Here is a 21,606-nt window from a genome sequence, read left to right on the forward strand (position 1 = left end):
ACGATCGCGGGGTGAGGATCGTTCCCATGAACCCGGAGAAGGACGAACGCCGGCCGGCGGGCGAACTGGAGGCCGCGGTGCTGGCCGCCCTGTGGGCCGCCGACGCCCCGCTCACCCCGGCGCAGGTCCAGGTGGAACTGGCCGCCGGACTGGCCCGGACGACCGTGACGACGATCCTGTCCCGCCTGTACGAGAAGGGCACCCTGGAACGGCAGCGGCAGGGCCGCGGCTACGCCTACCGCCCCATAGAGGACCCGCACGGCCTGACCGCCCTGCGCATGCACAGCGAACTCGCCCGCGACAGCGACCGGGAGACGGTCCTGTCCCGCTTCGTCGCCCAGCTCAGCCCGGACGACGAGCAGGTGCTGCGCCGGCTGCTGGAGGAGGGCCCGTGACGCTCGTGGCGCTGCTGATCCCGCTGCTCCTGCCGTGGGCGGCGCTCGTGCCGGCCCGCCGCATCCTCGACCGCTGCCCGCCCGTGGCCGCCCTGTGGACACTCACCCTCTCGGCGCTGCTCCTCGCGGCCGGCACCATCGCGGCGCTCGGCACGCTCGCCCTGACCGGCCTGCTGGAGATCCCGGCCCTCGCCGCCCTCGCCGAGCTGGTGCGGCCGCTGCGGACGCCGTCCACGGCACTGGTCCCGCCCCTGGCCGCCGCGGCCGCCGGCCTCCTCGCGCTCGCCGCCCTCACCCTCGGCCGCTCCGTCGTGCGGCAGGCGGCGGGCCTGCGCACCGCCCGGCACCAGGCAGGCCGCCGGGCCCCCGCGGGAGACCTGTGCGTCGTCGAGTCCCCGCACCCCGACGCCTACGCGCTGCCCGGCCGCCCGCACCGCATCGTCGTCACCACCGCCATGCTGCGCAGCCTCGACGCGCGTGAGCGCGAGGCGCTCTTCGCGCACGAGCGGGCCCACAACACCGGCGGCCACCACTACTTCCTGGCCGTCGCCGAACTCGCCGCCCACTGCCACCCCGCGCTGCGCACGGTCCGCGAGGTCATCCGGCTGGCCGCCGAGCGGGCCGCGGACGAGGCCGCCGCCACCGCCGTCGGCGACCGGCGCCTCACCGCACACGCCATCGCCCGCGCCGCCCTGGCCGCGCACACGGCCGACGCCTCCCGGCCCGCGGTCACCCCCGCGGCCACCACGGGCCCCGTACCGAAGCGCGTGACCGCCCTGCTGTCACCGGCCCCCCGCACCCCGCGCGCCCTGACCTGGCTGGCCGCCCCACTGGCCGCCTGCGCCCTGCTGTCCTGCACGACCGCAGCGACCGCCGCACTCCACGTCCACCAGGACATCGAGATCGCCCAGGGCGAGACCGGCTCCTGACCACCCGTCACCGAACCGCCGGACAGTGTGAACACGGGGCGCCGGGCCGGCTTCGACAGCCGCCTCATCAGCACCTGAGCGACCTCGCGTCAGCGAGATCCCGCCCGCTCGCCGCGAGAGGAGTCAGCTCAAGGCCACACCAGGCAGTACGGCTGGTGCCCCGCCTCGTGCAGGCGGTGGGAGAAGTCCTGCCACTCGTGCAGCGATTGGAAGAGGCTGCGCGCTGACCTGGGGCTTCTCGGTTAGACGTGCGTTGACCTGCGGAAACCCTTCTTGGTAGTTCTCACGGGTTAACGCCGTTTCCCGGGCCCATGTGCCCTGGATGTGCCCTCCGGGGACGTGGCTGGGGAGGCGCGTTCAGGCCCAGCTTTCGCGCCTAGGGCGCCGTGATGAGGGCAGTGATGCGGAGAAGGATCCCAGTCGGGCAGTGTCCGCGAGGCGTCTTGAGCTGTTTGGCAGGTGTACCCGTACGCATACGGGTTGGATGAACGCGGGGCCGCTGCATGCGGTCGAATCCCAGTGAGGCAGGGTGGGGGCCATGGTGACCTTGGCGAGTTCCCTGACGAGCGGTTCTGTGCGGGAGGCTTCTCGCGCCTTGCTGGAGCCGGGCGGGCAGGCCCGAACTGTCTCTGTCTTCGGGACCGAGGCGCTGTGCTTCTACCGTCTGAACGAGGATGAGCATGCGCGGCGCGAGGAAGTCTCCGCCGCCAGGGTGGATAAGCTGCCCGACCTTGAGTGCCTGCTGACACTCCCGGTGGACGTTCCTGTTCCGCTGCAATCGCTGGACTCGCCGGCGCGGCGGGCGGTGCGAGGGCTGCCGTCGGGAGCGGTGGAGCGAGACCGGAAGACGGTCACCCGACGTGCCGTGCGGCCCCTGCAGGTGGATCTTGCTGTGGTTCGCGCTTCCGGGTGGCGCCTGGGCCTTGAGCGAGCGGGCCAATTTGCTCCCTTCTGCCGCCGGGCCATGCTGTTGGACCGTCTTCCAGCCCGACTGGATGAGGTCCTCGTCGAGGCCGACTTCTACGGCATCGGCGTGTTCGTCGCCTCCGGAGACGAGGTCGAGCTGGTACTGGAGCCGGAGGACTACAGGCCGCCCCGGCACACCGCTGCGGCCTGGTGGTTCGTCGAGGATGTATATCAGCGCCTACGCTCGGCGGCGGCTGTCTGAGCCGATGTCTTGGCGGCTTCGGGAGCGGTCGACGCCCATCGATCGAGCTGCGCCGGAGACTTGAACGCCTTCGGCTGCCTGATGGACGTGTTGATCAGTTCGTACTGATCGAGAGCTTTCTGGCAGCGGTCGAACCACCACTGCTGGCGTGCTGTGCCGGGCTTGACGGAAGTAAGGGCGCGCAGCCACTCCATGAGGACAGCGACGTTGTGGGCCGCCGCTGCGGCAGGAAGCTCGCCGCGGTTGCTTGTGAAGGCGTCCAGCGCGAGCTTGCCGGCGCAGGCCGAGCAGAAGCAGACCGGAGCGTGGGCGCCACCGTAACGCTTGGCGATCGTCTCGCCCAGGAAGAAGGCCATCAGGTCGGGGAAGAGAACGTGCGGTGACTGCACGGGGATGCTCTTGTTGGTCTGCGCTTTTTCGCCGGGGGCGATGATGTGCCGGTAGCGGCTGCTGGCGCCGAAGGCTGTGAAGGCGGCACCGAAGGCCAGGGCGCCGAATGCCGCGAGATCTGTGCGTAGCAGGGCAGCTCTGGGGACTTCCTCGATGACCTGCTTGAGATGACTTACGGCCTTGGCGTAACGGGCCAGGGGGTCCATCTGCCCGCCCAGCATGATGGCCTTCGGCCCCTTGATCATCCGCAGGTAGGCGATGAGCTGGCGGGTCGATTCCTCGTCGCGTAGCCAGGAGACATCAACCGGAGCGGCGAAGATCACCTCTGGATCGTCGAGTTCCAGGACTCGTGTCACGGCGGCCCGGAGGGCATCGGAGTCCTCGCCCCTGATGTAGCCGGTGGGGGTCATGGGGAGCGTTGCTCCGGCGTCCCGCTGCTCGGCCAGAGACAGTTCCAGGGGATCGTCGAGGAAGAGCGTGGGCTCGGCGTCGTAGGGGAAGGGGTTCTCCTCGGTCGCGGCGCTGACCTCGTACACCGCCGGGTCGATCAGGAGCGGAGCGGCGTAGCCGTCCCGGTATCGCAGGGTGCCGGCCTTCTTCACGGCGTCGATGCCACACAGGATGAGTCCACTGCGTGCCAGGTCGACCTGCCCCTGGACGTAGCCGAGCCGGGCGGTGCTGACCTGGATCAGCATGCGGCCCTGCAGACTGTTCAGGCTGTCCGGCCGGTCTCGCGCACCCACAGCGTCGGGAGGCTCGGTCAGATCGGAGCGTGGACGAGGCAGCGGGGCGGAACGGTCGGTCATGGTCACCTTCGGAAGGCCGGGAATGATGATGAACCGGCGCCCTCGACGTACAGGCGCTGGAAGTCTTCAGGAAGCAGGTGCGCGCAGGCAGCCGCATCCTCCAGAGTCATCTGGCGGTCGGTCAGCAAGGTGTGGACAAGGGCGGCGAGGCGCCGCGGCTGCTCTGGGGGGACATCAACAGGCTCTGCGGTCCGGTAGCCGAGCGCTGACATCTCGATCATCAGGGTGCGGTACTGCCACTCGCTGACGGCGTTGAGCGTTTGGGCACGGCGCAGCAGCGCGCTCATGGAAACCCCCCAAAGCCGCTTCAGCTCCGTCAGCCTGGCCAGATCGACGCCGTCGGAGAACGCCTGCCAGATATCGGAGGCAGGCATCAAGAACTCGGCAGCGAAGGCGTCGGCCTGCTTCTCCTGTGTTGACCCTGTGCCCGGCTCGTCATGCATCACAAGGTGACCCAGCTCGTGCGCGAGGCTGAAGCGACGTCGGTCGCCCGGTGCCCGGGTGTTGACCAGGAGCAGAGGTTGCCCGCCTTCTGCCCACTGGCTTACGGCGTCCAACAGGTCGCTGTCCAGGTCGCGGGTGATTACCAGTGCGCCGGCATGCTCCAGCACCGCGACTATGTCGGGCACCGGACCGGGGGTCATGCACCACTCCCTGCGGACTCGCCGGGCAGCGTCCTTCGGGGTGGTGAGGTCATCCAGCGAGACCCTGAAGAAGTGTTGCGGGACTTGTGGCAATGCCGCTGCGGACGCCAGGCCGTTCAACTGAATCCGTGAGAGCGCCAAATGGGCGTGCACGCGCCGCAGAGCGGAAGCAGACAGAGATGCTTTCTTGCGGTGGTGGACCAGACCCACTCCGATGCCGCTGACCTGCGGATCCAGGCACAGCAGCTCAGGAGGGTAGCCGAGCGCCGCTGCGTATAGCTCAAGACGCTCGCCAGTGACGACGAGACGACCAGCCTCCGCTCGGCTTACGTAGCCCTGAGAAACCGTAGTGCCACTCAGCGACGCCTTGGTCATAGCCGTGGCGACCTCAGCCTGCGTCAGCCCGCGGGACTCGCGCGCCAGCACGAGCATCCCGGGGTGCGCCCGCAGCTCAGCGATCGCCATACACGACACCACCTTGTATCAGACCTCGAAACAGTAGCACGAAATATTCCACGACTGATTCGAGGACCTGAGCCCCCTCCGTAAATCTCGACGTGCGGCGGACCTTCTGTGTGCTGCATCCGTTCCCTCCAGGGCCGGACGGGGGCTTCGGAGATGCCGTCGCGCGTGACACCAGGAGTAGCGTGGGAGCTGCGGGGCGGAGTCCCGTCGTCGCACCGGCCTACAGACGGGTGGTCATCATGACCAGCTCGGACACACCACCTGTTCCCCGGCGTCTGCCCAGTGGCGTCCACGAGGCCGTGCGACCGGGATGTGCGCTTCTCCGGCTGGAGACGACCGAATCACGCAAGGGCGTCCTCGACGGCGCGTGGTGGCCGCGCTCGCGCGACATCGGCGCCGAGCTGCCCGCCCTGTTGAGTGCCCTCGTCGCCCACCTCGGCCCCGTGTCCCGTGTGGGGCTGGATGCCACCGCCTGGGCGGGTCTCCCGACGCGTATCGTCGTGGACGACCACGTGGTGCACATCGACTCCTTCCCGGTCGGTGACGACACGGTCCTGATCACCCGGGGCGACCGGGACATCTTCTCGCTGCTGGTCGTCCCGCCCGACGCGGCACCGGATGCCGCCCGTGCCGCGATGGCCCAGGCGGTCCGGGTGGACAACGTCAGCGACGCGGAACAGATCCTCATCGACACCGGGAGCGGGCGTGGTCCTGTGGGCTGACGGGGCGGCGCGTGGCGCGACCGGCACGACTTGACCGGCGCACCGGCGCTCTCCGTCAGGCGGCCCGTTCCCTGGGGCGCTTCTGCCGACGTCAGGTCCGCTGAGGGCGCGCCCCTCCCGGCCTCATCGGGTAGAGCAGACCGTCGGAGCCCGTGTCCAGGAGCAGTCGTTCGGTCTGCGGGGAGGGGTGGTGCAGCAGCAGGAACGCCTGGGCCTCGGCGGCATGCTCCGACACGTCGAGGAAGACGCGCAGGCCGCTGTCGTCACAGCGGTCGACGGTGGTCAGATCGACGTCGATGAGGGTGATCCCGTCCCGCAGACACTGCTCCAGAGCGGCGCGCACCCGGGGCGCGGTGACGGGGTCGATCACACCGGCCAGAGTGACCAGGGCCCGCGCGCCCCGGTCGTGCCGGTAGATGTTCAGCCGTGGAAGAGTCATGACGCCTCGGTTCGGATGCTCGGAACCTCGGGTGCTCCAGAGCCTGCGTCCACGCCCCGGGCTCGCGTCGCCACGGGCCGGGTGGGCGGTGGGGCCGGGCGGCCGGGCGGCCGGTCGGACTCCCGGATGCCGACCCATGGTGCGGGGTGCGGCTGGGGCGCGCCACGGCCACGGCGACCGGGCCGGGGAGTGCTGTACCGGTACGCCGCGATCCTGTCGGCGTGCTGGAGCCCGAGCCGGTGGATCACGTACGCCGCCACTGCGACGAGGACCAGGAAAGCGATGGCCGTCAGGAAGGCGTTCATGGCGGCCACCTCACATACCGATGATCAGCCGGCTGGCCGGCCCTGGCGGACCGGTCTGTCCGGTGATGGCCGCGGACACCGCCGAGGCACCGCCCTCGTACTCCCATGCCTTGTCCGGGCCCAGGGTCTGGTCGGTGGGGGAGACAGCGTGCCGGGCCGCTTCCGCGGCGATGAGCGCGCTCGCGGTCAGGAGCGGGCCGTCGTGGTCGGATACGGCTGCCATCAGACGGGCCGCCGACTGCGCCCCGGTCTCGGGCGGAACGACAAGGAGATCCCAGCGGCTGGTGCCGTATGAGAGCAGCAGCAGCTTGTGCGGGTCGATCTCCGACGTGAACCAGCCGACCTTGACGATGTGCCCGCTCACGGGGATCTTGCGGGGGATGACCGGCCAGTGTTCCGGGTTGACGGCGATACGGGTGATGCGGCCCCACAGTGGGTCCAACAGGTCGGTGAGCGCCGGCAGTTCACTCAGCAGGTCCCGGGACCGTGGCCACCAGGCTCCGTCCAGCAGCCCGCGGGATGCGCCGTCGGTCTTCAGCGCGAGACGCGCGGCCGGGGCTGCGACGGGCTCGCGGTGCGGCAGGGTGGGGTACAAGGTCGCCGACATGGTGCGGACCTGTCTCCGGGCCACCTGCGCCGCGGCCCGGGTGTCATCCTTCGCCGGGGACGACCCGGCGTGGAAGCCGGTGTGCGAGATGCCCTCGGTACTGCCCACACTACTCCGCGTTCACCGGCGGCGAGGAGCGGTGGGCGTACGGATGTGCGGTACCTGCCGCCGTGCAACGGTGACGGACGGCGGGGACGAGAGGTCAGCCGCGCCACTCCACCATGAGCAGCGTCGCGTCGTCGCTGGTCTGTCCGCCGCGCGCCTGCTTGAGCGTGTGGGACAGGGAGCGCGTCACCGCCCTGATGCCGCGGCCGGTCCTCTCCAGCTGGTTCACACAGTCGATCAGCTGGTCCTCGCCGAACTCCTCCCCGCCGCTCTTGTGTTCCTCGACCACTCCGTCGGTGAAGCAGAGGACTCGGTCCCCGGGCACCAGCCCCAGTTCGCTCACCCGCGGCTCCATACCGCCCAGGCCGACGGGAAGGGTCGTCGGGGCGACCAGACGCTGTGCGACGCGGTGGTCGCGGACGAGGATCGGCGGCGGGTGCCCGGCGTTGACCCACTGCACCCGCCCCGTGGTGGTGTCCAGCTGCAGCATCTGCGCGGTGACGAAGTGCTCGGGACCGAACTGCTCGGCCACGGCGCGGTCCATGAACTCGTAGATCTCCGACAGTCCGATGCCGGAGCGGCGGGCGTGGCGGTAGGCGCCGATGGCCACGGTGGCCATCGTGGCCGCGTCCAGTCCGTGGCCCATCGCGTCGATCATGACCACGTGGAGGACATCACCGTTCAGCGCGTAGTCGAAGCTGTCGCCGGCCACGTGGTAGGCGGGTTCCAGGATCCCGGCCACGGCGACCCGGGGCATGATCATGGCCAGCGGTGGCAGCAGCGACCACTGGATCTCCGCGGCAACGCTCATCCCCTCATCGCGTCGGACGCCGAAGAACAGGTCGGAGTAGCCGTGCTTGGTCACCAGAAGGTCGGCCACCAGGCCGGAGATTCTGAGCAGCAGGCGGCGGTCGTCATCGTCGACACTGTCCAGCGTCACCGCCATGACTCCCACCTGGTCACCGCCGTCCAGCAGGGGTAGATGGACCCGGACGCCGTCTTCCTGAGGCACCTCCACGGGAACGGCGTCGAGAAAGCAGCGGCCCGCCTCGGAGTCGTCGATCACCTGCGGTTCCCCGCCGGTGAGGCCCTCCCCGGGCAGCGGTACGAGCACCAACTGGCCGTAGTCCTGCAACAGCACCTGCGGACGGCGGCCACCGAGCCGCTCCATCACGTCGGCGACCAGGGGCCCGATGAGATGGGGTGGGAGTTCGTGCGCGCTGTCCAGGATCTTCCCGAGGAGCGCTTCCCCGAAGCTCTCGGACCGGTCCGGGCGCCGTCCTGCTGTCATCCCCTCACCTTTCGCGGTCACGCTTCGGGCGGGGGCGGGCCCGGATGACAAAGGATGTGTCGGTGCCATGGCTCCATCATGCGGTCGTGGACGCCCGGCCCGCCGGTCACGGGGAGTCGGTCGGGTCGTGCTGCTCATCTCGGTCCGGCTCCGCCTTCCGACTCCCAAGTGTCCTGTCCGTCGAGGCCGCTCTCGGCGAGTGCCAGCAGGCGCGGAGCCGACAGTGGGTTCGCGGGGTCGGCGGCAGCGGTCAGCAGCCGGGTGGCCACTCGGGCCGGCTCGTCCGGGGGGATCACCAGCAGTTCCCAGCTCCCCACGGTGCCGCAGTCCACGGTGATGGCATGCGCCTCGGCGGCGGAATCGGTCAGCACCACCTCGATCACGTGGCCGGGCGCCATCACTTCGTGCGGGGCATCGGGCCAGGCGGCCGTTTCCACGGTCACGCGGGTGACGGTGTCGATGCCTGGATCCAAGGAGCCGACCAGCGCGGGAAGCTCCAGTTCCAGTGCGTCGCAGCGCGGCCACCATGCGCCGTCCAGTGGGCCGTGGCTGACTTCTGGCATGAGGCGCAGCCGGGGCATGGGCATCCGGTAGGAGTGTCCGTCACCTGGCACCGCACCTTCGGCGGGCTCTGTGGTGATGTTCATCGTGCGATTCCGTTCCGGGCCGTGCGGTTTCCGGCTGCCCGTGTCTGTCGCTCGCCGGGAACGGCGCCGCCGTCATCGTGCGCCCGGAAGTTCTCGGTATGTCTCAGATTACTCCCGGCTGTGGCAGGCGGCGTGGCGGGCGGCCATCGCACTGCCACATCATCGGCGTGCCAAGGGCTGTCCTTCGGCGGACAAGGTCAGCACGCAGGGGGCGACGGGCCCGGGCAGGCCGACGACCTCACCCATGATCTGCCAGCCCCAGGACGAGAAGGCGGCTCGTGCTCCCCGGTCGGCAGGATGAAGCAGGGTGACCCCGAGGGAGGAGTGCAGGTCTGTGAGGAGACGCTGTTGCAGGCGGTGGGCGATGTCGCGGTGCTGTGCGTGCGGATGGGCCACGACCTGGGTCAGGACGACGAACCGCGCGCAGGAGGTGAGCCGCTGGATGATCTCCTGGAGTGTTCCGCCGCCCTGCCGGCCGTCGGAGCCCACCGGAAAACCGAAGGCGCAACCGACCAGCACCGTCGTCTCGGCGACCAGCAGGGCGAAGCCGGGGCGGTGGGCGGTGACCGCCAAGCGGTGCAGGAAGTCTCCGCGGTCGTGGTACGCCTCTCCGACGGTGTCCGCGACGGACTGCGCAGCCAGGTCGGCGATGTCCTCGCGCATGTCTTCTGCCTGCCGGCGGGTCAGCCGGCGAAGGCGGATACCGTCCCTGAGGACCGGCTGGTCCGGCCGACGAGCGCGGTCCTCGGGCGCCCGCGTCGCGGTGCTCATGTGGTCGCTGGATGCGGTGGGCGGCACGGGACTCGCGGGGGCCGTAAGGAGCAGCGAAGTCGATCCGGTGGCGTCGAGGAGCCGGGCGATCTGCGCGCAAGGATGGTGCAGCCGCAGGCGGGCGTGGGCCCGGCCGGCGCGCCATGCTGCCGACAGGAGGACGTCCAAGCCCCGGGCGTCGCAGGAGCCGACCGTGGTCAGGTCGATGTCGATCTCGGTGACGCCGTCCAGCAGACACTGCTCCACCGCGGCCCGCAGCAGCGGCGTCGTGGCCGGCCCGATGTCGCCGGCCAGCGTGACGAGCGTTCGCTCTCCTCGGTTCCGCCGATGGATGTCCAGCCGGGAAAGGGCCATCACGTCTCTCCTCGGCGGGATTGCGGACCTGCGCGGGCGCTCGGCGCGGTTCCTGCCGTGACGAGCTTGCGCTGAGTTGCTTCGACCGCGGCGGACATGGTGCCGACCCGTCCCCGCGCCGACCACGGGGGGCGCGGATTCACTCGTCTCTCGCCGAGGACGACCCGGCGTGGGGCCGGAGTGCGTGATGCCCTCGGTACTTCAACCGTACGTCGGCCGCAACCGGAAGCGGCTGCGTCGAAGGACGCGCACCTCACAGCCGAGGGCCGGCGGGGTAAGGGCGGGGCGCCAGCCCGCCCCTGCCCTGTCGCGGCAGGTGCGCAGGATGCGCCCCGGCTCTGGACCAGAACCGGGCGCCGCGCAGCCCCCTGAACACAGCACAGCGCTGCCGCCCGTGATCAAAACCGGACGGCAGTGCGGGCGGACGAATTGAATGCCAGCTCACTTCCGAACCCGCACGCGACGCGACCTCCGCCCACCGAGTCTCCGAACCAATCCGAGCGAAACGTCCCACGCCAGGGGGACCGGTTCCTAGGTGAAAGCCAGCTTTCGGAAGGCGTTGCGGACACCGTTCAGCGGTTCACGGTCGCGGGAGTAGTACAGCTTGTTGGTCAAAAGCACCGCCCACCGGCCGTCGATGGGGGAGATCCACATGCCTGTGCCGGTGAAGCCGTAGTGGACCCAGACCTCCTCCTCGGCAGTGGTGCCGGGAGCCGGATGCCAGAACAGGCCGCGAGCCGGCTGGAGATCACCCGTCTGCTTGGTCAGGGAGCAGGTGGCCCACTTGCTACCGAAACCGGCCCGCCAAGAGGACGTGGCAGGGGCGAGCATGTAGCGGAGGAAGGCGGCGAGGTCATCGACGACGGTGAAGACCCCGGCGATGCCGCACACGCCGCCGAGGAGGCGGGCCGAGAAGTCGTGGGCGACTCCCTTGAGGTGGGTGTCGGTGTCCTGGTCGAGTTCGGTCGGTGCGCAGCGGGCGGCGAGGTCGGCGGGCAGGGGGCCGAAGCGGGTGGAGGCCATGCCTAGTGGGTGCCAGGTGCGGGTGGTGGCCAGTTGGTCCAGGGGCTGGCCGGAGAGGTGTTCGGCGAGGTAGCCCAGGATGAGGGCGGCCCGGTCGGTGTACTCGACAGCTTCTCCGGGTGCCCGATGGAGTTGTTCTCGGAGGACGCCTCGGCGGATATCCTCGGGCTTGGTGCCATAGAGGTTCTTCAGCTGTGCCCGCAGGGGAACGCCGGCGGTGTGCGTCAGCAACTGCTGGGCGGTTACGGCGGCGAGTGGATGGCCGGCGACCTCGGACCAGAACGCGCCGAGCGGCTGGTCGAGGTCGAGGGTTCCGTCTTCCCACAGGGCGCCGATGGAGGACCAGACGGCGAGGATCTTTGTGAGGCTCGCGGCGTCGAAGACGGTGTCGGTGCGCATCGGCACGTCCGGTTCGTCGGGGGCGAGGACGCCGGTGGAGCCCTGGGCGAGGACGCCGGTGGCGTCGCCGACGGCCCAGACGGCGCCCGGGTACACGTTGTCGCGGACTCCCTCGTCGAGTAGGGCTTGGATGCGCTCGCGGTCGTACGTCATGGTCTCCCTCTTCGCCGAGTGTCCTGCCGGGCGTTCACCGAGGAAACTTGGGAACGCTGAACGCGGTCACTCATCCCGCCGTGGGGCGAGACTTCATCCCCAGAAGAGGCGCTCAGTTATTTCCAGCCGTCCAGCGACACCTGGGGCCCGCCGCTGAGGTAGCGGTGGAGGGCGCTGGCGGTGGTCTCGACGAATTCGTCGGGGATGGCGTTGGCGTCGACCCAGCGGACTTGGGCGTGCTTGCGAGGTTCGCGGTTTTCGGGCTCGCCGGACCATTCGTGGGCGACGAAGACGACGGTGAGGAAGCCGTTGGGGGCTTCCACGCCCCACGCGCCGTGGATGATGTGGGCGACCTTGAGCGCTTCTGGCCTGACGGTCAGACCGGTCTCCTCGTGCAGCTCGCGGACGGCCGTCTCGGTGATCGGCTCGCCGGGCTCACTCTTGCCGACCGGGAGGTCCCACATGCCCTTGGCGAATTTGGCCTGGTCGCTGCGCTGGAGGAGGACCACGCGGTTGGTGGCCTTGTCGTGGACGATGACGGCGGCGACCAGCAGGGTCATGGATTCCACGGCGGGCTTGAGCGCTTGGGGCTGGTCATCGGTTGTCGGCTGAGCCACGGGGGTCCCTTCGTCGGCCGGGTTGGTGGGCATGTTAGGCGAGCGCCTCTCGGGCGCGACGGGCGAGTTCGGCGGCGCCGGGGACTTTGCGCCGCTGGTAGACCGCCAGCGTCGAGCGAATGGAGGTGATCGCCTTGCGGGTGCGGTCGGAGGTCATGCCGTCCATCAGCGTGAGGGCCTGGTTCCAGGCGGCGACCGCCTCATCGGCGCGGGCCTGGGCGGCGAGGCTGTCGCCGAGGTCCGCGTAGGTGAGGGCGTGGACGCGCTTGTACTTCGCAGGATCCCAGCGGACGAGCGCGTCGCGGTGCTGTTGCTCGGTTCCGACGTGATCGGCGAGGTCGGTGAGGGTGCGGGCCGTGTGGCTGGCGACGGTGCCGGCGGCGGGGCCGCTGACGAGGGAGAAGCTGGCCTGGGGGCCGTCGTCGCGGAGCAGAGCGTCTTCGGCGGCGAGCAGGGCGCGGGCCGCTGCGGGTTTTTCGTGGACTGCGGCGAAGGCGCGGGCGTGGGTGATGTGGAGTAGTGCCTCGGTCTGGCCGTCCACGTGGCCGAGTCCACGGCTGAGGGCGCCTTCGACGAGGTCGACGCAATGGTGGGGCTGTTTGAGGCTGAGGGCCTGGTGGGCGAGGGCGCGCATCATCCATGCGGCGTGACCGTGCGGGTCGGCTTCGCAGGCGAGCTGGTAGCCGACTTGGTAGTAGCGCTGTGCGGCGCCCTCCTGACCGAGGTCGTGGTGTTTCCAGCCCGCGAGGTAGGCCAGCTCGGCGACGGCGCCGAAGGCGGCCCGGCGCAAGGCTTCTGAGGCGAAGCGGGCGCGGAGCATCGGGGCGGCGGTATCGGCAAGATAGGCGGTGACGGTGGTCAGCCCGTGGCCGCCGCCCAGGCGTTCGTCGGCTGCGCTGAACGCGGCAGTGATCTGGCGGATCACGTCGACGTCCTCGGCTCCTACCAGGGTCCGGCCCGTGCGTGCGCGGAGCATGCGGGACGCAGCCTCATGGTCGTAGGCCAGGGGCATGACCACGCCTGCGGTGGTGAAGGCGGCCATAGCCAGGAAGCGGCGTCGTTCGACGTCGGCGCGGCCCAGGTCGGTGGCTGTGACGACGGGATCGGGGTCGTCAGGAAGGGGCGCCTCGGGGTCGCGCAGGCCAATCTCGGTCAGGGTGACGGTGCGACCGGCCCTGCGGGAGAGAGCTTCCGCGAGGTAGTGGCCGGTCTGCCCTGTCGGTTGCCGAGTGCCGTTGACCCAGTGGGAGATCGCCGACTTGTTGGTGCTGATGATCTCGCCGTTCTCCGCGGCGATCCGGCGCACGTCCCTGGCCAGCGCGTCGTACGTGCAGCCGATCGCGTCGATGGCCTCGCGTAAACGTATGTTGGGCCTGTTGGGTGCCGCCATGACCTCCTCCGTCCTGGGGCTGTAAACCGCGTATACCGCTTGGCCTCGCCCACTCCGTACCCACTGTGCGTGACGGACTGTTCACTTAATCACAGCCGCCCGGAACTGCCCGACCGCAGTCCTGGCTTCCCCCTTCGGCCGGGCGGCCCTCGAAGTTCCGTACACCCTCTCCGGGTTCGGGCACTCCTGTGCCCGAACCCGCCGATCAGAGACGGAGACACGGTGACCACCATCGACACCAAGGCCATCACGGTCGAACTGCCGCAGGCGTTCGACGAGCGCTGGAGCCGCCTGCCGGGCATCCAGGTCGACGGCCGGCGCATCAGGATCGACCCGGCCGAGTACTTCTTCCGCTTCGAGTCCAACACCTGGCTCGTCGCCGACTGGGAGCTGGTCAAGTCCCAGCTCTTGGACGTGCAGGAGACCACTGAGAGCGCGGTGGAGCAGCTCGCGCTGGACTTCATCAAGGCCCATGGCGAGTCCACCTCGGACGCCGCCCGGGTGCTGTCCACCGCCTACGAGGTGTACGCGTACCTGTTCCGCGACGACCACCTCGACAGGCTCGGCCTGCCGCAGATCACCGCCGACCACCTGCGGATGCTGCGCGAGGCGGCCACGCTCATGGCACTCAACAAGGTCGAGCTCGACGGGCACATCTCCAACGTCGGCCCGTGCTGGTTCTTCCCTGCCGCCACCTCGGTCGTCTTCGACCTGGACGACGACATGGGCGGGATGCTCGACGAGGTCTACCACGGCGGCTGGTTCAACGAGCACCGCCGCATCGAGTCCATCAAGGCCCACGCCGCCCTCGGCGGACGTCTGGTGCACGGCTGCCAGTCCGTGCCGGACCAGTCCGGCGGCGTCGTCGCGCCCTACGGTGCCTCGATGGCCAACTTCCGCGATGACCTGGCCGCCTTCAAGGCCGGCTGGATCGAGCAGGTCTACGCCCACCGTGTGACCCCCGCCGCGTAACACCCAGCAGCAAGGCTCCGGGGCGGGCAGGTCCGCTCGCCCGCCCCGGATGCCGCCACAACCGCAATGGAGCCACTGTGGACGACAACCTGACCACCGATCTCCTCGCCAACCTGTGCATCGTCGCGAACCAGACCACCGCCAAGCGCGAGGAGGTGAGGGTGTGGTCGATGTCCGGCGTCGAACGCGTGACCTTCCCCGACGGCTGCACGCGGATCTTCAAGTACGCCAAGAGGCCCTTCGACAGCGAGGACCAGGCCCTGCGACTGGCCGGCACCCTCGGCATCCCGGCCCCGAAGGTCTATCACTCGGTCCGGATCGAGGGCTGGCTCGGCATGCTCCTGGAGGACCTCGGCACCCCCGTCCGGGAAGCGGATGACCTCGATGGTGCCGCAGCGGCCGTGGTCCTCCACCGCACGCGCACCGCCGGCGCGCTGCCCGTACTGCACGAGGAAGGGCTACGGGCTCTGCCCAGCCGCGCCCTGGACCACCTCGACCAGCTCCGCAAGGCCGACCGCTGGCCGGACACCGGCGACATCGAGCAGGCCCTCGACCAGATCGCCCGGGCCGCCGACGCCCGCGCGCAGGGAACCACCCTGGCTCCCTTCGGCTGGGTGCACTCCGAGTTCCACCCCACCAGCCTCCACATCGGCCGACGCGGCTGGCGCCTGCTCGACTTCGCTCGCGCCTTCACCGGACCCGGACTGCTCGACCTCGCCAGCTGGCACGGCACCCTCGACGACCCCGACCCCGTGCGCCTCCGCGTCTTCCTGGAGTCCTACGTCACCGAAGGCGGCACCCCGGACGTACTCGCCGAGCGGGGCGGCCTGCCCGCGGAGAAGTGGGCGCTGGGCTGGCACCGCATGTGGGTCGTCGAGTGGTTCATGGAGCAGTCCATCCGCTGGATCAACGACCCCGCCACCGATCCCACCTACATCAAGGTCGTCCGCAGGCACCTCTCCGACGTCCTCCAGCTCCTGGAGGTGTAGGTGCTCGCGCAAGCCTCCCCCTGGTACGCCCACGCCCTCCAGCGCACGGCCGCCGGCCCGGCCGAACCACTCGCCCCACCCGCCCGGATGGAGTGGACTACACGGCCAGGCATCGGACCCGGCGCCGAGATCCTCGGCCCTGACCTGCGCCGCAAGCGCGTGGTCGAACTTGGCTGCGGCCCCGGCCACAACGCCGCATGCCTCGCCACCCGGCACGCGGCCCACATCACCGGCGTCGACCTGGTCGGCCTTCAAGTCCGCAGGGCCCGCTCACATTACGGACGGCTGAACAACCTCACCTTCGTCGCCGGACACGCCCTGCACTACCTGCAGGCCGCCGACGAGCAGTTCGACGCGGTCTACTCCATCTTCGGCGCCATCGGCCTCGTCGCCCCCGAACTCCTGCTCCCCGCCATCGCCAACCGCCTCAAGCCCGGCTGCCGCCTGGCCTTCTCCGTCCCCCACCCACAGCGCGGCGGCCGGGTCCCCGCTGCCGACGGCCGACCCCGCCGCGACTACGTCACGCTGCCGGACCGCACCCGCCTGCCCGTCGCTCGCTGGGACTTCGATGCCAGCCGCTGGGAGAAACACCTCGACCGCGCGGGCCTGTGGCTCACCTCCGCCCAGGACTTCCACGACCCCCGAAAGGGCCGCTGGCCCGCCACCCTGCTGATCACCGCACGCAAGCTCTGACACCTGCCCCGGCTTCCGCGGAGGAACCGATGCGTCCCTACCTGCTCATCGACATCGACGGCGTCCTCATACCCTTTCCCGACGCGGACGGCACCACCCCCGTCACCCATGCCCGCCACGAGGTCGTACCCACAGGCCGCAGTGCCGACGACCCGGTCACCATCTGGCTCAACCCCGCACACGGTCCCGCGCTCATGGACCTGATCCGTACCGGCCTCCTCACACCGGTCTGGTGCACCAGTTGGCGCCAGGACGCGACGACCCTGATCGGCCCCCTTCTCGGCCTCCCGCCACTACCGCACGTCGACTTGCCACGCCCCGACATCACCACCAGCCACCCCAACGGCTACCTGTGGAAGCGCGACCACGTCGACGCCTGGCTGGGCGACGCGCCCGCTGTGTGGATCGACGACGACTTCACCAGCCTCGACCACGAATGGTCAGCGGAGCGTGTCGCCCGCGGGTTGCCGACTCTCCTGATCCAACCCAATCCCCGAGAGGGTGTTCGACCGGAGCACCTTGCGGAGGTCTCGGCATGGGCTACGGGGGTGTCCACGCTCCGGGGAAGCGAGTCCTCGCCTCTGCGTGAGGCCGAAGCTGCATAGGCAGAGGCTGCTGCAGCGGATCTACGCTTCCTGCTGGTATCGCCATGAGGGATGTGTCGTGGGCCAGCGCCGGAATCACCGGTGTCGAGCGGATGCCGTCAGACCAGGCCGGGCCGCAACGCTCGTGCTGGTTTGGGCGGCTCGTGCTTGGTCGCTGGGGAGCTGCCGGGCGGCGAGGCGTTGGATTCGCCAGGTGAGGGTCCTGGCGGTGGAGCGGGCGTCGTCCAGGGTGCGCAGCCGTGCGGCGTGCTGGAGAAGCTGCTCGGGGTCGTGACCCGCGTTCTCCGCTTCGGTCAGGGCGGCGGCCAGTGCCGGCCAGGCGGGGTCGTCGAGGACCTGTTGGGCGTGGTCGGGCAGGATCACGAGGATCCGCTGGGCGTGCCGTTCCATGCTGCGGCCCGGTGGCTGACGCTGGGCCAGGGCGGTAAGCGGTCCGGCCGCGGCTTGATGGTAGGCGGCCTGCAGGTGAACCAGAGCTTGGTGAGCTGCGGCGACTTGCTGGTCGTGCCGGTGGACCTGGTGCCAGCGGGCCGCGGCGAGGACGACGAGGACAGCGATGTCGAGGAACATCGCCAGCCCGGCCCCGTCACCGGTGACCGGCGCGGTGCGCAGGGCTCGTATGGCGCCCCGGAGGGCGCGGGCATGGTCCTGCTGGGCGTGGATGCGGGAGCGGGTGGCACGTTCGAACGCTGTGGCGGCCTTCTGCAGCTGTGGCCTCAGGTGGCTGGGGACGAGCAGCGGAAGGATGTCGATGGCCTCACCGAGAGCCGCGATGTGGGCCTGGGCGACTTCGTCGTCGCCGTGGTCGAGGTGGTGGGGGATGCGCTCGGCCGCGGCGGTGGCCTGGTGCCAGGGGTTGGGTCTGCGTCGACTGCCCGGCTCGGTGGCCGGCGCGGTATCGATGGCGGTGAGGCGCTCCGCGATCTTGGGAAAGGACAAGTCGGGGGCGAGTTTGGCGCCGGAGAACCAGATCGGCTCGTCGGCGGCGTTGGTGTCGCCTTCCAGGGCGACCTTGTAGCCGCGCACGTCGCCGGAGGGGAAGTGCTGGACGTCGATGAGCACGCCCTCAACGCCGTCGAGCAGATGAAGGAAGTTCTCGGGGCTGGTGGCGATGGACACCAGCTGCCGGATGGTGGTGCGCAGGTGCTCGCGGGAGGTTTTGGCCTTGCCGGCGCGGCGGGCCTTCTCCTGCTCGGCGCGAGTGGGGCGCTTGGCGGCGGTGCGGTCTCCGCGCACGACCTGGTGAAGGCCGTACTCCTCCTCGATCTTGGCGAGTTCGCGGTCGGCGGTGAGGTAGTCGTTCCAGTGGCGTGCGGTACTCAGGTCGCCTCGGACCTTGGTGGCGGCGATGTGGATGTGGTCGGGTGCATGGCGGACGGCGACCCAGCGGCAGCCGTCCGGGTCGTCTTGTGGCGCGATGCCGGTGGCCGCCACAACGCGGCGGGCGATGTGGGCCCACTCCTCGTCGCTGAGGTGGCGGTCGGTTGTGGCGGCTCGGATGGAGCAGTGCCAGACATGCTGCTCGGGCGCACGTCCCAGTCGGCGGGCTTGCTTGACGCGCAGGTCGAGGTCGGCCACCAGGAGCTTCTTTGTGGCGGCGAAGTCGTCGCTTCGGCCGGGGTCGGGGGCAAAACCGTCCCAGGAGGCGACGAGGTGAGGGTCGGTGTGGTCCGTGGCCCTCTTGGTGTCGAAGAGGTAGCGGATCAGGCCGGCTGTGTCCTTGCCGCTGCTGATCTTGGCGATCATCAGGCCGCCTTCTTGGTGACGGCCTGGTTAGCGGCTGCAGCGATCTCAACGACGGCGGCACGGACCGCCGTAAGGGTGCGCTCGGCATGGGTCAGAGCAGCGTTGTCCCCAGGGCGTGGATGGCCGCCCGCGTTGAGCTTCCGGGCGATCTGGTTGACGTTGTTGCCGATCTTGGCGACCTGCTCGCGCAGGGCGGTCAGCTCGTCGATGTAGTCATCGAGCGGGGTGCGCTGGCCGGGCAGGGCAAGGTCGCCATGGATGTGCGCCATGACGACAGCGCCGACGTAGTGGGCGCCGGCGATGTTCAGTGACCGGGCTTTGCGGAGGATCGCGGCCTTCTCCTCGATGCTGTAGCGCACGTCGACGCGTTCCTTGCGCTGGGTGTCCTTGCGCTTGCGGCGACGGGCGATGCGGTGCAGGGCGGCTGCTTCGGCGGCGCGCGGGAGCACGCCGGTCCCTGCGTCGGCGTGTTCCTCGTCCTCGGGCGCCCCCTGGTGCCCGACGGCCTTCGCCACCCCTGGGGCGGAGGCATCCCTGTTGGACCGGCCCTTGGACGGTCCAACGGCATACCTTGCTGGCTGGTTGGCGCTGGTGGCCATCTCGGGCTGCCAAGCTGGGAGTTCGTGGTCGTCATGCATCGGGCGGTTTCTCCAAGCACCGTTGCGGGTGTTGTGCGGACGGAAGCGTCTGTGGCCGTCAGAGGACACCGGCGGGTTCCTTGCCGGGCTCGGCATGACGGGCTGACTCGTCGAGTTCGGCCTGCACCCGGTCCTTGATCTGCGTCAGACGGTCCTTGCCGATGCGGTACCCGGCGGCTCGAATGGCCGTCTCGATGTTGCGGCGTGAGGCGCGACCTCCGCGTCCCAACGGTGCGGTGCGCGCGACGACGAGCAGTTCTTCGAAGGTTGCGTCGTGCTCGTGCGCATCCGTGTTGGCGTGTGCCTTCTGCGGCACATCGACCGCTTCCTCTGCCGTGTTCGGGGGTTCGGCCACATCGGGCAAGCTTTCGGCCTGCGCCGGCAGACCGGCGTCGTCCTCCGCAGGGGCGGGCGGTTCGATGGTGTTGTGGCCGGGGTCGGGGACGTTGTGGCTCTTTGTGGCGGCGGCTTCGTCGGCCTGGGGTGCGGGGTGGCGGCGGATCACAAGATCGAGGTGGACAGCGCCGGCGAGCGCGAGTGGGGCGATGGCGGACAGGGCGCCGACGGTGACGTTGTCGAGGTGGAGTCCGGCGGTGTGTGCCTGCTGGTTGAGACGGACGGCGTGGAGGGCGTTCGCCCAGATGCTGGTGACGGTCGCGAGGCCGACGAGTGCCCAGACGTACAGACGAGAACGCCATGGTGCGGCACGAAGGATGAGCAGGGCGGCGACGCCGATGGCGATGAACCCGTCGATCACGAGCGGGAAGGCGTAGGTGAGCACTCCGCGGATGTGGATGGCGACGGCCATCTGCCGCAGGGCGTCGTAGGAGAGGGCGAAGCCGATCGTTCCGACCAGGGCGACCCCGAGGCGGATCGCGGCGGTCAAGACCGGCACGGGGGATGTGGTGGTGCGTGAAGGCAAGCGGCGTACTCCAGGCGGTGGCGGGTGCCATGGGCACAAGGGGCTGGCGGGAAGGGCAGTGACTCGTCGCACCCGTCGCATGCCTGGTCAGGCAGGTACGGATGGCCGCCGTGGTACGGGTGGACTCGTCACAGCGAGGACACCCGTCGCGGGGCTGACCTGCGATGCGACGAGTGCGACGAGTCTTTACGGGTGCGGGCTCGGGACGTGGGCGTCGTTCTCGTCGCCGCTGTCGGCCGTCGGCTCTTCGGGGCAGTAGCGGGCCCACGCGTCGATGAAGCGGAGGCGGGCGAAGCCCTTGGCCTGCCGTCCGCCTTCGAAGCGGTGGGTGGCGGCCTTGATGTCGAAGTCCTTCAGGAGGATCCCCAGGTGGCGCGGGCTCAGGCCGGCGGTGCCGTACTCAGCCCAAGGCGCCTCCTGATCCTTGAGGAGTTCGTCCAGGAGGTCACGGGTGCGCATGATGTCGGGATCTCCGCAGCGTGCGAAGGCACGGCGGATGTCCTGCAGCAGGCGCGTCTTCAGGTTGGACTCGTCGTCTTTGCCCGCCTCGGCCGCGCACATGGCCGCACACGCGATACGGGCCTGCTCGGGCCAGGTGCCGCCGGCGAGTTCGGCGACGATCACCAGTGGCTCCCAGGTGTCCGCCGCACGGTCCTGCACCGGCATCGGCGGTACCAGATCCGCTGCGGTGTCCATCAGGGGCCGGAGCCAGGCGGTCAGCCGGTCGCGCAGACCGTGGAGGGCAGGGATGTCACGGCGGGAGCGGAACTGATCCACCCGCTCACCGTCCTTGCGGCGCTGCATGCGGATCACCACCGCCCGGTCCATGACCGTGTCCGGCAGGTCCCCGATGCCGGCGAGCGCGGCCATGGCGAAGGTGGGGAACGCCTGCGGCTTGTGCTCGGGGCCTGAGATGCGCAGGGCGGGTCGGTTGCGCTGGTGGCCGGCGTTGAGCAGGCCGCGCAGCTCCTCGTTCTTCTCGGCGGCCTTGATGCTGCCGAAGATGGTGTCGGCCTCGTCCACCAACAGGGTGGGCGGGTCGTCACCGATGGCGCGGAAGACGACCGCCGGACTGGTGTTGACCGTGATCAGCGGTTCGCGCACGGTCTCCGTGATCACGTCCAGCAGGCGGGACTTGCCGCACCGCTTCGCCGGCCCGACCACCGCGAGACGGGGCGCGTGCTGGAGCGCGGGCTGGATGTGGGTGGCGGCCACCCACAGCGTCACAGTGGTCAGCGCCTCGCCGCTCGGCAGGATCACGTACCGCGCGATGGCTGCCCGCAACTCGTCCAGTAGCAGGGCCCCTTCATCGGGTCGCGCCGGCTCCTCGTCGGTGGCTGAGGTCGGGGGAGCGGGGGCGGTGGCGGAAGACGTAGGTTCGTCCACAGGCATTCCTCCCTGGTGGGCCGGACGGGCAAGGC

22 protein-coding genes are annotated in these 21,606 nt (G+C 70.0%); 8 read left to right on the plus strand and 14 right to left on the minus strand.

What is annotated here, in order from left to right:
• Nucleotides 1–26 precede the first annotated feature (26 nt).
• The 3 genes from IE177_RS31895 to IE177_RS31905 all read left to right on the plus strand — a co-directional run bounded on the left by IE177_RS31895 (nt 27) and on the right by IE177_RS31905 (nt 2,492).
• Nucleotides 27–395 (plus strand): BlaI/MecI/CopY family transcriptional regulator, encoded by a 369-nt coding sequence (locus IE177_RS31895; protein ID WP_190018948.1) that lies wholly within the window; start codon nt 27–29, stop codon nt 393–395.
• A complete protein-coding gene (locus IE177_RS31900) occupies nt 392–1,324 on the plus strand; it encodes a M48 family metalloprotease (RefSeq protein WP_190018949.1) in 933 nt (310 codons plus the stop codon). Before IE177_RS31895 ends, IE177_RS31900 begins: the two co-directional genes overlap by 4 nt.
• A gap of 538 nt (nt 1,325–1,862) precedes the next feature.
• Nucleotides 1,863–2,492, plus strand: a complete 630-nt coding sequence (locus IE177_RS31905; protein WP_190018950.1) for a hypothetical protein — start codon at nt 1,863–1,865, stop codon at nt 2,490–2,492.
• Here the strand turns inward: IE177_RS31905 and IE177_RS31910 are convergent.
• On the minus strand, nt 2,462–3,688 hold the full coding sequence (locus tag IE177_RS31910; RefSeq protein ID WP_190018951.1) for a hypothetical protein: 1,227 nt from the start codon (nt 3,686–3,688) through the stop codon (nt 2,462–2,464). The two genes, IE177_RS31905 and IE177_RS31910, sit on opposite strands and share 31 nt — an antisense overlap.
• Nucleotides 3,689–3,690: 2 nt before the next feature.
• Entirely contained in the window at nt 3,691–4,797 is a 1,107-nt protein-coding gene (locus IE177_RS31915) for an ImmA/IrrE family metallo-endopeptidase (protein ID WP_190018952.1), read from the minus strand.
• A gap of 239 nt (nt 4,798–5,036) precedes the next feature.
• Between IE177_RS31915 and IE177_RS31920 the strand changes: the two genes are divergently transcribed.
• Nucleotides 5,037–5,519, plus strand: a complete 483-nt coding sequence (locus tag IE177_RS31920) for a DUF5994 family protein (RefSeq protein WP_190018953.1) — start codon at nt 5,037–5,039, stop codon at nt 5,517–5,519.
• A 91-nt stretch (nt 5,520–5,610) separates the two neighbouring features.
• On the opposite strand, the gene IE177_RS31925 is transcribed toward IE177_RS31920, so the two are convergent.
• The 8 genes from IE177_RS31925 to IE177_RS31960 form a co-directional block, all read right to left on the minus strand.
• The gene (locus IE177_RS31925) at nt 5,611–5,958 is read right to left on the minus strand and encodes an STAS domain-containing protein (RefSeq protein WP_190018954.1); all 348 of its coding nucleotides are present in this window, start codon (nt 5,956–5,958) and stop codon (nt 5,611–5,613) included.
• A gap of 315 nt (nt 5,959–6,273) precedes the next feature.
• Nucleotides 6,274–6,978, minus strand: a complete 705-nt coding sequence (locus tag IE177_RS31930) for a DUF5994 family protein (protein WP_190018955.1) — start codon at nt 6,976–6,978, stop codon at nt 6,274–6,276.
• 94 nt (nt 6,979–7,072) lie between these two features.
• Entirely contained in the window at nt 7,073–8,266 is a 1,194-nt protein-coding gene (locus IE177_RS31935) for a PP2C family protein-serine/threonine phosphatase (protein ID WP_190018956.1), read from the minus strand.
• Between the two features lie 134 nt (nt 8,267–8,400).
• Nucleotides 8,401–8,847: a DUF5994 family protein gene (locus tag IE177_RS31940; RefSeq protein WP_229816358.1), complete on the minus strand. Its 447-nt coding sequence runs from the start codon at nt 8,845–8,847 to the stop codon at nt 8,401–8,403.
• Nucleotides 8,848–9,072: 225 nt separating this feature from the next.
• Nucleotides 9,073–10,038: an STAS domain-containing protein gene (locus IE177_RS31945; protein WP_190018957.1), complete on the minus strand. Its 966-nt coding sequence runs from the start codon at nt 10,036–10,038 to the stop codon at nt 9,073–9,075.
• A 531-nt stretch (nt 10,039–10,569) separates the two neighbouring features.
• Nucleotides 10,570–11,613 (minus strand): serine hydrolase domain-containing protein, encoded by a 1,044-nt coding sequence (locus tag IE177_RS31950; RefSeq protein WP_190018958.1) that lies wholly within the window; start codon nt 11,611–11,613, stop codon nt 10,570–10,572.
• A 116-nt stretch (nt 11,614–11,729) separates the two neighbouring features.
• On the minus strand, nt 11,730–12,263 hold the full coding sequence (locus IE177_RS31955; RefSeq protein WP_190018959.1) for an NUDIX domain-containing protein: 534 nt from the start codon (nt 12,261–12,263) through the stop codon (nt 11,730–11,732).
• Between the two features lies 1 nt (nt 12,264).
• Entirely contained in the window at nt 12,265–13,620 is a 1,356-nt protein-coding gene (locus IE177_RS31960; protein WP_190018960.1) for an NsdA family TPR-like regulatory protein, read from the minus strand.
• A gap of 222 nt (nt 13,621–13,842) precedes the next feature.
• On the opposite strand from IE177_RS31960, the gene IE177_RS31965 reads away from it, so the two are divergent.
• The 4 genes from IE177_RS31965 to IE177_RS31980 all read left to right on the plus strand — a co-directional run bounded on the left by IE177_RS31965 (nt 13,843) and on the right by IE177_RS31980 (nt 16,879).
• On the plus strand, nt 13,843–14,592 hold the full coding sequence (locus IE177_RS31965; protein WP_190018961.1) for a hypothetical protein: 750 nt from the start codon (nt 13,843–13,845) through the stop codon (nt 14,590–14,592).
• Between the two features lie 77 nt (nt 14,593–14,669).
• A complete protein-coding gene (locus tag IE177_RS31970; protein ID WP_190018962.1) occupies nt 14,670–15,581 on the plus strand; it encodes a phosphotransferase family protein in 912 nt (303 codons plus the stop codon).
• Nucleotides 15,582–16,274, plus strand: coding sequence for a class I SAM-dependent methyltransferase (locus tag IE177_RS31975; protein WP_190018963.1), 693 nt, complete (start codon nt 15,582–15,584; stop codon nt 16,272–16,274).
• A gap of 29 nt (nt 16,275–16,303) precedes the next feature.
• Complete coding sequence (locus IE177_RS31980; RefSeq protein ID WP_190018964.1) at nt 16,304–16,879, plus strand: hypothetical protein; 576 nt, start codon at nt 16,304–16,306, stop codon at nt 16,877–16,879.
• A gap of 75 nt (nt 16,880–16,954) precedes the next feature.
• Here IE177_RS31980 and IE177_RS31985 read toward each other — a convergent pair whose 3' ends face one another.
• The 4 genes from IE177_RS31985 to IE177_RS32000 form a co-directional block, all read right to left on the minus strand.
• The gene (locus IE177_RS31985) at nt 16,955–18,625 is read right to left on the minus strand and encodes a relaxase/mobilization nuclease domain-containing protein (protein WP_190018965.1); all 1,671 of its coding nucleotides are present in this window, start codon (nt 18,623–18,625) and stop codon (nt 16,955–16,957) included.
• Entirely contained in the window at nt 18,625–19,263 is a 639-nt protein-coding gene (gene mobC, locus IE177_RS31990) for a plasmid mobilization relaxosome protein MobC (RefSeq protein WP_190018966.1), read from the minus strand. The genes IE177_RS31985 and mobC overlap by 1 nt, the downstream gene beginning before the upstream one ends.
• A 58-nt stretch (nt 19,264–19,321) precedes the next feature.
• A complete protein-coding gene (locus IE177_RS31995) occupies nt 19,322–20,158 on the minus strand; it encodes a DUF2637 domain-containing protein (RefSeq protein WP_229816359.1) in 837 nt (278 codons plus the stop codon).
• Nucleotides 20,159–20,371: 213 nt separating this feature from the next.
• Nucleotides 20,372–21,577: a DUF3631 domain-containing protein gene (locus IE177_RS32000; protein ID WP_190018968.1), complete on the minus strand. Its 1,206-nt coding sequence runs from the start codon at nt 21,575–21,577 to the stop codon at nt 20,372–20,374.
• Between the last annotated feature and the right edge of the window lie 29 nt (nt 21,578–21,606).

Origin of the sequence: Streptomyces lucensis JCM 4490 (assembly GCF_014650035.1) — a bacterium.
Classification (GTDB): domain Bacteria; phylum Actinomycetota; class Actinomycetes; order Streptomycetales; family Streptomycetaceae; genus Streptomyces; species Streptomyces lucensis.

What these genes read in the sequence shown, in the direction of transcription:
- IE177_RS31895 (WP_190018948.1), top strand. Translation starts at nt 27, where the DNA reads ATGAACCCGGAGAAGGACGAACGCCGGCCGGCGGGCGAACTGGAGGCC.
- IE177_RS31905 (WP_190018950.1), top strand. Translation starts at nt 1,863, where the DNA reads ATGGTGACCTTGGCGAGTTCCCTGACGAGCGGTTCTGTGCGGGAGGCT.
- IE177_RS31910 (WP_190018951.1), bottom strand. Translation starts at nt 3,688, where the DNA reads ATGACCGACCGTTCCGCCCCGCTGCCTCGTCCACGCTCCGATCTGACC.
- IE177_RS31915 (WP_190018952.1), bottom strand. Translation starts at nt 4,797, where the DNA reads ATGGCGATCGCTGAGCTGCGGGCGCACCCCGGGATGCTCGTGCTGGCG.
- IE177_RS31920 (WP_190018953.1), top strand. Translation starts at nt 5,037, where the DNA reads ATGACCAGCTCGGACACACCACCTGTTCCCCGGCGTCTGCCCAGTGGC.
- IE177_RS31925 (WP_190018954.1), bottom strand. Translation starts at nt 5,958, where the DNA reads ATGACTCTTCCACGGCTGAACATCTACCGGCACGACCGGGGCGCGCGG.
- IE177_RS31935 (WP_190018956.1), bottom strand. Translation starts at nt 8,266, where the DNA reads ATGACAGCAGGACGGCGCCCGGACCGGTCCGAGAGCTTCGGGGAAGCG.
- IE177_RS31940 (WP_229816358.1), bottom strand. Translation starts at nt 8,847, where the DNA reads ATGCCCCGGCTGCGCCTCATGCCAGAAGTCAGCCACGGCCCACTGGAC.
- IE177_RS31945 (WP_190018957.1), bottom strand. Translation starts at nt 10,038, where the DNA reads ATGGCCCTTTCCCGGCTGGACATCCATCGGCGGAACCGAGGAGAGCGA.
- IE177_RS31950 (WP_190018958.1), bottom strand. Translation starts at nt 11,613, where the DNA reads ATGACGTACGACCGCGAGCGCATCCAAGCCCTACTCGACGAGGGAGTC.
- IE177_RS31955 (WP_190018959.1), bottom strand. Translation starts at nt 12,263, where the DNA reads ATGCCCACCAACCCGGCCGACGAAGGGACCCCCGTGGCTCAGCCGACA.
- IE177_RS31960 (WP_190018960.1), bottom strand. Translation starts at nt 13,620, where the DNA reads ATGGCGGCACCCAACAGGCCCAACATACGTTTACGCGAGGCCATCGAC.
- IE177_RS31980 (WP_190018964.1), top strand. Translation starts at nt 16,304, where the DNA reads ATGCGTCCCTACCTGCTCATCGACATCGACGGCGTCCTCATACCCTTT.
- IE177_RS31985 (WP_190018965.1), bottom strand. Translation starts at nt 18,625, where the DNA reads ATGATCGCCAAGATCAGCAGCGGCAAGGACACAGCCGGCCTGATCCGC.
- mobC (WP_190018966.1), bottom strand. Translation starts at nt 19,263, where the DNA reads ATGCATGACGACCACGAACTCCCAGCTTGGCAGCCCGAGATGGCCACC.
- IE177_RS32000 (WP_190018968.1), bottom strand. Translation starts at nt 21,577, where the DNA reads ATGCCTGTGGACGAACCTACGTCTTCCGCCACCGCCCCCGCTCCCCCG.